At 71.3% G+C, this 7903-nt stretch carries 6 protein-coding genes; all 6 read left to right on the forward strand.

Translation table 11 applies throughout. From position 1 onward, the window contains the following. Positions 1-150: 150 nt before the first annotated feature. The 6 genes from ACXAHD_RS30150 to araA all read left to right on the forward strand — a co-directional run bounded on the left by ACXAHD_RS30150 (position 151) and on the right by araA (position 7805). Positions 151-1677, forward strand: coding sequence for a sugar ABC transporter ATP-binding protein (locus ACXAHD_RS30150; protein WP_475054847.1), 1527 nt, complete (start codon positions 151-153; stop codon positions 1675-1677). Further along, positions 1674-2807 carry an ABC transporter permease gene (locus ACXAHD_RS30155; RefSeq protein ID WP_475054848.1) on the forward strand — a complete coding sequence of 378 codons (1134 nt, stop codon included), beginning with the start codon at positions 1674-1676 and terminating at the stop codon, positions 2805-2807. The genes ACXAHD_RS30150 and ACXAHD_RS30155 overlap by 4 nt, the downstream gene beginning before the upstream one ends. Next, complete coding sequence (gene yjfF / locus ACXAHD_RS30160) at positions 2804-3826, forward strand: galactofuranose ABC transporter, permease protein YjfF (protein WP_475054850.1); 1023 nt, start codon at positions 2804-2806, stop codon at positions 3824-3826. Before ACXAHD_RS30155 ends, yjfF begins: the two co-directional genes overlap by 4 nt. 43 nt (positions 3827-3869) lie before the next feature. Next, the gene (araB, locus tag ACXAHD_RS30165) at positions 3870-5552 is read left to right on the forward strand and encodes a ribulokinase (RefSeq protein WP_475054852.1); all 1683 of its coding nucleotides are present in this window, start codon (positions 3870-3872) and stop codon (positions 5550-5552) included. Beyond that, positions 5552-6232 carry an L-ribulose-5-phosphate 4-epimerase gene (locus tag ACXAHD_RS30170; RefSeq protein WP_281551182.1) on the forward strand — a complete coding sequence of 227 codons (681 nt, stop codon included), beginning with the start codon at positions 5552-5554 and terminating at the stop codon, positions 6230-6232. Before araB ends, ACXAHD_RS30170 begins: the two co-directional genes overlap by 1 nt. A gap of 76 nt (positions 6233-6308) precedes the next feature. Continuing rightward, positions 6309-7805, forward strand: coding sequence for an L-arabinose isomerase (gene araA / locus ACXAHD_RS30175; RefSeq protein WP_475054854.1), 1497 nt, complete (start codon positions 6309-6311; stop codon positions 7803-7805). Positions 7806-7903: the final 98 nt, after the last annotated feature.

A 7903-nucleotide genomic window follows, 5' to 3' on the forward strand; every position in this document is an offset into this window, starting at 1 on the left:
CCCCCCCCCCCCCCCCCCCCCCCCCCCCCCCCCCCCCCCCCCCCCCCCCCCCCCCCCCCCCCCCCCCCCCCCCTCCCCTCCTCTCCCCCCCCCCCCCCCCCCCCCCCCCCCCCCGCTGGCCGACCGCAGCGACAGCAGTGAGAGGTACGGATGACCGACGCGGCGCCGATCCTGGAGATGACCGGGATCGGCAAGACCTTCCCCGGCGTCGTCGCGCTCGACGACGTCGATTTCCGGATGTTCCCCGGCGAGGTGCACGCCCTGATGGGCGAGAACGGCGCCGGCAAGTCTACTCTGATCAAGGTTCTCACCGGGGTCTACGGGATCGACCGCGGCGAGATCCGGCTCGCCGGCCGGCAGGTCCGGTTCGCCGGTCCGCTGCAGGCCCAGCAGGCCGGCGTCAGCACCGTCTACCAGGAGGTGAACCTCTGCCCCAACCTGTCGGTGGCGGAGAACATCTTCATCGGGCGGGAGCCCCGTCGGTTCGGCGCGATCAGGTGGGCCACGATGCGGCGCCGCTCGGCCGAGCTGCTGCACCGGCTGCACCTCGACATCGACGTGACGGCGCCGCTGGCCAGCCACTCGCTCGCCGTACAGCAGATGGTCGCCATCGCCCGCGCGGTGGACATCTCGGCCAAGGTGCTCATCCTCGACGAGCCGACCTCCAGCCTGGACGCCTCCGAGGTGGAACAGCTGTTCGCGGTGATCCGCCAGCTCAAGGATGCCGGGGTGGCGATCCTGTTCGTCTCGCACTTCCTCGACCAGGTCTACGAGATCGCCGACCGAATGACCGTGCTGCGCAACGGCCGGTTGATCGGTGAGTGGCCGGTCGCGCAGCTGAGCCAGCTGGAGCTGGTGGCCAAGATGATCGGCAAGGACCTCAGCGTGCTGGAGCAGCTCGACGGTGAGTCCAAGCCGGACCTGGCCACCCTGGAGGGCGGTCAGCCGGTGCTGGAGGCCACCGGACTCGGCCGGTCCGGGGCGGTCGCCCCGTTCGACCTGACCATCCACGCCGGCGAGGTGGTCGGCTTCGCCGGGCTGCTCGGATCGGGGCGTACCGAGGCGGCCCGGCTGCTGTTCGGCGCCGACCGTGCGGAGCGGGGTCGGCTGAGCATCGCCGGCAGACCGACCGCGCTGCGCGGCCCGCGGACCGGGATGGCCAACGGCATCGCGTTCTGCTCGGAGAACCGCCGGGCCGAGGGCGTGGTCGAGGACCTGACCGTACGGGAGAATCTGGTCCTCGCCATGCAGGCCGCCCGGGGGTGGGCCCGACCGATCCCGCGTCGCCGCCAGGACGAGCTGGTCGCCAGGTACATCGCCGCGCTGCAGATCCGCCCGGCCGACCCGGAGCTGCCGATCCGTAACCTGTCCGGCGGCAACCAGCAGAAGGTGCTGCTGGCCCGCTGGCTGATCACCGAACCCAAGCTGCTCATCGTCGACGAACCGACCCGGGGGATCGACGTCGGCGCCAAGGCGGAGATCCAGCGCCTGGTGGTCGAGCTGGCCGGCGGCGGCATGGCGGTGCTGTTCATCAGCGCCGAGCTGGAGGAGGTCCTCCGGCTCAGCCACAAGATCGCGGTACTGCGGGACCGGCAGATGATCGACCAGCTCGCCAACGGCGCGGGCGTCGACGTGGACCGGATCATGCGGACCATCGCCGGGGAGGCGGCAGCATGAGCGACACGCACCGACGACTGACCGGCCTGGTCCGGCAGCGGCTGTTCTGGCCGGTGCTGATCCTGGTGGTGCTGCTGGTCAGCAACCTGTTCTTCACCCCGAGCTTCTTCTCCATCACGGTTCGTGACGGACATCTGTACGGGTCGCTGATCGACATCCTGCGGGCCAGCACCCCACTGGTCCTGGTCGCCGTCGGGATGACCGTGGTCATCGCCACCGGCGGCATCGACCTGTCCGTCGGCTCGGTGATGGCCATCTCCGGCGCGCTCGCCTGCCTGCACATCAGCGGTCTGGCCGACCAGAACAGCGTCGGTGGTGTGCTGTTCGCCGTCGCCCTGGCGCTCGGGCTGTCGGTGCTGCTCGGCCTCTGGAACGGCACCCTGGTCGCCGCGATCGGCATCCAGCCGATCATCGCCACGTTGATCCTGATGGTGGCCGGCCGAGGGCTGGCCCAGCTGATCACCGACGGGCAGATCATCAACGTCAACTCGGCGCCGTACAAGGTGATCGGTGCCGGCTACGCGTTCACCCTGCCGGTGTCGGTGCTCATCGTCGTCGCGGTGGTCACCGCCGCCGCGTTGCTGATCCGGCGCAGCGCGCTCGGCATGCTGGTCGAGTCGGTCGGCGGCAACCCGACCGCCAGCCGACTGGCCGGCATCCGCGCCCGGCAACTCGTCATCCTGGCGTACGTCTTCGCCGGACTGTGCGCCGGCATGGCCGGGCTTATCTTCAGCTCCAACGTCTCCAGCGCCGACGGCAACAACGCCGGCAACCTGATCGAACTCGACGCGATCCTCGCCGTCGTCATCGGCGGTACCGCGCTCACCGGCGGCCGGTTCTCCCTCGCCGGCAGCGTCCTCGGCGCGGTGATCATCAAGGCGCTGGACATCACCATCTACACCATCGGCATCCCCAGCCAGGCGAACCTGCTGTTCAAGGCGGTCGTGGTCATCGTGCTGTGCCTGGCCCAGTCGTCGGCGTTCCGCGCCCGGCTGGCCGGGATCACCCGCCGTGGCGGGCCCGCCCGGCCGCCGGCAACCCCGCCCGGGAAGCGACCGGACGGCACCGGTGGCGGGCTGCCCCAGCAGGCCGGCCCGGCGGCACCGGCAGAGGCGGAGGTACGGGCATGATCGACGTCAGCGACCCCCGGCAGGCGACGGCCACCGCGCCGACGCCGACCGTGCGCCCTCGGCGGTACCTGCCGCAGCAACGGCACCTGCCGGTGCTCGCCACGCTCACCCTGCTCGCCACCATGTACGGCCTCGGCGCGCTCAACTACACCGGGTTCGCCCAGCCGCAGATCCTGCTGAACGTCTTCGTCGACAACGCCTTCCTGCTGGTCGTCGCGGTCGGGATGACCTTCGTGATCCTCACCGGCGGCATCGACCTGTCGGTCGGCGCGGTGGTCGCCCTGACCACCGTCTGCGCCGCCGTGCTGCTGCGCGAGGGCTGGCCGGCCGGTGTGGTGCTGCCGCTGGTCCTGCTCATCGGCACCACGCTCGGGCTGCTGATGGGCCTGATCATCCACTTCTTCGACATCCAGCCGTTCATCGCCACCCTGGCCGGGATGTTCCTGGCCCGGGGGCTCTGCCACCTGATCACCAGCGACTCGATCCCGATCACCGACGCGTTCTGGACCGGCGCGGCCCAGCAGCGGCTGCGTTTCGGCGACGGCTACTTCATCTCGATCAGCGTGGTCATCGCGCTCGTCGTCGTGCTGATCGCCGCCTTCGTGCTCGCGTACACACCGTTCGGCCGCAATGTGTACGCCATCGGCGGCAACCCGCAGTCCGCGTTGCTGATGGGGCTGCCGGTCGGGCGTACCCGGATCGCCGTCTACACCATCAGCGGGTTCTGCGCGGCGCTCGGCGGCGTGCTGCTCAGCTTCTACATGCTCTCCGGCTACAGCCTGCACGCCCAGGGGCTGGAGCTGGACGCGATCGCCGCGGTGGTGATCGGCGGCACGCTGCTCACCGGCGGATCCGGCTACCTGCTCGGCACCGTGCTCGGAGTGGGCGTGCTCGGTCTCATCCAGACGATCATTGCCTTCCAGGGGACGCTGAGTTCCTGGTGGACGAAGATCGTCATCGGTGCGCTGCTGTTCGCCTTCATCATTCTGCAACGCCTGGTCACCCGGCGGCGCAGATGACTCACCATAGTGGCCAGGCCAGAATCCACCACAGGGAGAACGGGTGAACACCGACCAGTACACCATCGGCATCGACTTCGGCACCCTGTCCGGGCGGGCCGTCGTGGTCCGGGTCGCCGACGGCGCCGAAGCCGGCTCGGCGGTGCACGAGTACCGCAACGCCGTCATCGACCGCGCCCTGCCCACCAGCGGCAAACCGCTGCCGCCGGACTGGGCGTTGCAGGGACCGGAGGACTACCGGGACGTGCTGCGCCACGCCGTGCCGGCGGCGCTCGCCGACGCCGGCGTGGCCCCGGCACAGGTGATCGGCATCGCCACCGACTTCACCGCGTGCACCGTGCTGCCGACCCTGGCCGACGGGACCCCGCTGTGCCAGCTGCCCGAGCTGGCCGAGCGCCCGCACGCCTGGCCGAAGCTGTGGAAGCACCACTCGGCGCAGCCGCAGGCCGACCGAATCAACGCCCTGGCCCACCAGCGCGGCGAGCCGTGGATCGGCCGCTACGGCGGCAAGATCTCCGCCGAGTGGCAGTTCGCCAAGGCGTTGCAGGTGCTGGAGGAGGACCCGGAGGTCTACTCCCGTACCCAGCGGTGGATCGAGGCCGCCGACTGGATCGTCTGGCAGCTGTGCGGCGCCGAGACCCGAAACGCCTGCACCGCCGGCTACAAGGGTATCTACCAGGACGGCCGGTACCCGGACCCGGCGTACCTGGCCGCGCTGCACCCCGACTTCGCCGACTTCGCGGCCACCCGGCTGGAGCATCCGATCCTGCCGCTGGGCGCCCGGGCCGGCGGGCTGACCGCCGAGGCCGCCGGCTGGACCGGGCTGCCGGCCGGCATCGCGGTCGCCGTCGGCAACGTCGACGCGCACGTCACCCCGCCGGCGGCCGGCGCGGTCGCACCGGGGCAGCTGCTCGCCGTGATGGGCACCTCCACCTGCCACGTGATGAACGGCACCGACCTGGTCGAGGTCCCCGGCATCTGCGGCGTCGTCGACGGCGGCATCACCGCCGGGGCGTACGGCTACGAGGCCGGCCAGTCCGGTGTCGGTGACATCTTCGCCTGGTTCGTCGACAACGGCGTACCGCCGGCGGTGCACGACGAGGCCGCGCGCCTCGGGCTCAGCGTGCACGAGCTGCTCACCCGGCAGGCCACCGACCAGCCGGTCGGCGGGCACGGGCTGGTCGCCCTGGACTGGCACAGCGGCAACCGGTCGGTCCTGGTCGACCACCACCTCTCCGGGCTGATCGTCGGGCTGACCCTGGCCACCCGGCCGGACGAGATCTACCGGGCGCTGATCGAGGCGACCGCGTTCGGCACCCGGACCATCGTGGAGACGTTCGAACGGGCCGGGCTGCCGGTGACCGAGTTCGTGGTCGCCGGCGGGTTGAAACGAAACAAGCTGATCATGCAGATCTACGCCGACGTGCTGCGCCGGCCGGTCAGCGTGGCCAGCTCCGACCAGGCGCCGGCGCTCGGCTCGGCGATCCACGCGGCGGTCGCCGCCGGGGCGTACCCGGACGTGGTCACCGCGGCAGGGGTGATGGGCGCGGTGGAGACCGCCGTCTACCGCCCCGACCCCGATGCCGCCGCCGGCTACGACCGGCTGTACGCCGAGTACCAGCTGCTGCACGACCATTTCGGCACCGGTGCGGACAAGGCGATGCACCGGCTGCGGGACATCCGCAACGCCGCGCTCGCCCGCTCCGACCGGGAGGCTTCCGCATAATGACGACAACAACCGCCATCCACTCCGCCGAGATCACCCGGCTGCGTGCCGAGGTGTGCCGGCTGCACGAGCACCTGACCCGCTGGGGGTTGGTCACCTGGACCAGCGGCAACGTCTCGGCCCGGGTGCCCGGCGCCGACCTGCTGGTGATCAAGCCGTCCGGGGTCAGCTACGACGAGCTCACCCCGGCGCACATGGTCGTCACCGACCTGGACGGCGCGCTAGTCGAGGGCGACTACGCGCCGTCGAGCGACACCGAGGCGCACGCGTACGTCTACCGGCACATGCCGTCCGTCGGCGGGGTGGTGCACACGCACAGCCCGTACGCCACCGCCTGGTCGGCGCGCGGCGAGCCGATCCCGTGCGCGGTGACCGCGATGGCCGACGAGTTCGGCGGTGAGATCCCGGTCGGGCCGTTCGCGTTGATCGGCTCCGACGCGATCGGCCGGGGCATCGTCGCGACGCTCACCGGACACCGGTCACCGGCGGTGCTGATGCGCCAGCACGGCCCGTTCACCATCGGCGCGACCGCGAAGGCGGCGGTGAAGGCGGCGGTGATGTGTGAGGACGTGGCCCGCACCATCCACCTGGCCCGCCAGCTCGGTCCGGTCGAGCCGCTGCCGCAGGCAGCGGTCGACGCGCTGTACGAGCGCTACCAGAACGTGTACGGCCAGCGGTGAACCGCGGCCGGCAGAGATTGTCCAGATGGGACCGAGAAGTGGGGCACAGGGGGGATCCGTGGTGATGGAGGCATCGATGCGGTCGGCGCAGGTGTGGTTCCTGACCGGCAGCCAGGGGCTGTACGGTCCGGAGACGTTGCAGCAGGTGGCCGAGCAGTCCCAGGAGATCGCCCGGCGGTTGGACGCCGCCGACGGGCTGCCGGTCAAGATCATCTGGAAGCCGGTGCTGACCAGCCCGGAGGAGATCCTGCGGGTCTGCCTTGCCGCCAACGCCGAACCCGGCGTGGTCGGGGTGGTCGCCTGGATGCACACGTTCTCCCCGGCGAAGATGTGGATCTCCGGCCTGGACGCGCTGCGCAAGCCGCTGCTGCACCTGCACACCCAGGCGAACGTTGAGTTGCCGTGGGCCGAGATCGACATGGATTTCATGAACCTGAACCAGGCCGCGCACGGCGACCGCGAGTTCGGCTACGTGCAGACCCGGCTCGGGGTGGCCCGCAAGACCGTCGCCGGCCACGTCAGCGACCCCCGGGTCGTCGGCCGGATCGCCGGCTGGGCGCGGGCCGCGATCGGCCACACCGAACTGCGCTCACTGAAGCTGGCCCGGTTCGGCGACAACATGCGCAACGTCGCGGTCACCGAAGGCGACAAGGTAGAGGCGCAGGTCCGGTTCGGAGTCTCGGTCAACACGTACGGGGTGAACGAACTCGTCGAGGCGGTCGACGCGGTGCCGGACCCCGACGTCAAGGTGCTGGTAGACGAGTACGAGCAGCGGTACCGGGTGGACCCGGCGCTGCGGGCCGGCGGCGACCGGCACGACTCGCTGCGCTACGCCGCACGCATCGAGCTGGGCCTGCGCGGCTTCCTGACCGAGGGCGGCTTCCGGGCCTTCACCACCAACTTCGAGGACCTGGGCGGGCTGCGGCAGCTGCCCGGTCTGGCGGTGCAGCGGCTGATGGCCGACGGCTACGGCTTCGGCGGTGAAGGCGACTGGAAGACCGCCGTACTGGTGCGCACCCTCAAGGCGATGTCCGTCGGCACCTCCGGTGGTACGTCGTTCATGGAGGACTACACGTACGACCTGACCCTTGGTCAGGAGCTCATCCTCGGCGCGCACATGCTGGAGGTCTGCCCGAGCATCGCCGCCGACACCCCGTCGTGTGAGATTCACCCGCTGAGCATCGGCGGCCGGGAGGACCCGGTCCGGTTGGTCTTCGACGCCGCACCCGGCCGGGCCGTCGTGCTCGGCATGGTCGACCTGGGCGAACGGTTCCGCCTGGTGGCCAACGAGATAGAGGTCGTGCCGCCGGCACAGCCGTTGCCGAAGTTGCCGGTGGCCCGGGCGGTGTGGCGCCCCGAGCCGGACCTGCCGACGTCGGCCGAGGCGTGGCTGACCGCCGGCGGCCCGCACCACACCGTCCTCTCCCAGGCCGTCGGGGTGGACGAGTTGCACGATCTGGCCGAGATGACCGGCACTGAACTGGCGGTCATCGACGCCGACACGACGGTCCGGCGGTTCGCCGCCGAGCTGCGCTGGAGCCAGGCGTACCATCGGCTCGCCCGCGGCTTCTGACCTGCTGGTCCTGCGGGGCGGGGGGTGTGGGGGCAGGAAGAGGGGGGGGGGGGGGGGGGGGGGGGGGGGGGGGGGGGGGGGGGGGGGGGTGGGCGGTT

It is taken from the genome of Micromonospora sp. ABR4_055 (assembly GCF_056160425.1).

Bases quoted from the DNA above. Each gene is read 5' to 3' on its own strand.
- ACXAHD_RS30150 (WP_475054847.1), top strand. From the start codon at position 151: ATGACCGACGCGGCGCCGATCCTGGAGATGACCGGGATCGGCAAGACC.
- ACXAHD_RS30155 (WP_475054848.1), top strand. From the start codon at position 1,674: ATGAGCGACACGCACCGACGACTGACCGGCCTGGTCCGGCAGCGGCTG.
- yjfF (WP_475054850.1), top strand. From the start codon at position 2,804: ATGATCGACGTCAGCGACCCCCGGCAGGCGACGGCCACCGCGCCGACG.
- ACXAHD_RS30170 (WP_281551182.1), top strand. From the start codon at position 5,552: ATGACGACAACAACCGCCATCCACTCCGCCGAGATCACCCGGCTGCGT.
- araA (WP_475054854.1), top strand. From the start codon at position 6,309: ATGCGGTCGGCGCAGGTGTGGTTCCTGACCGGCAGCCAGGGGCTGTAC.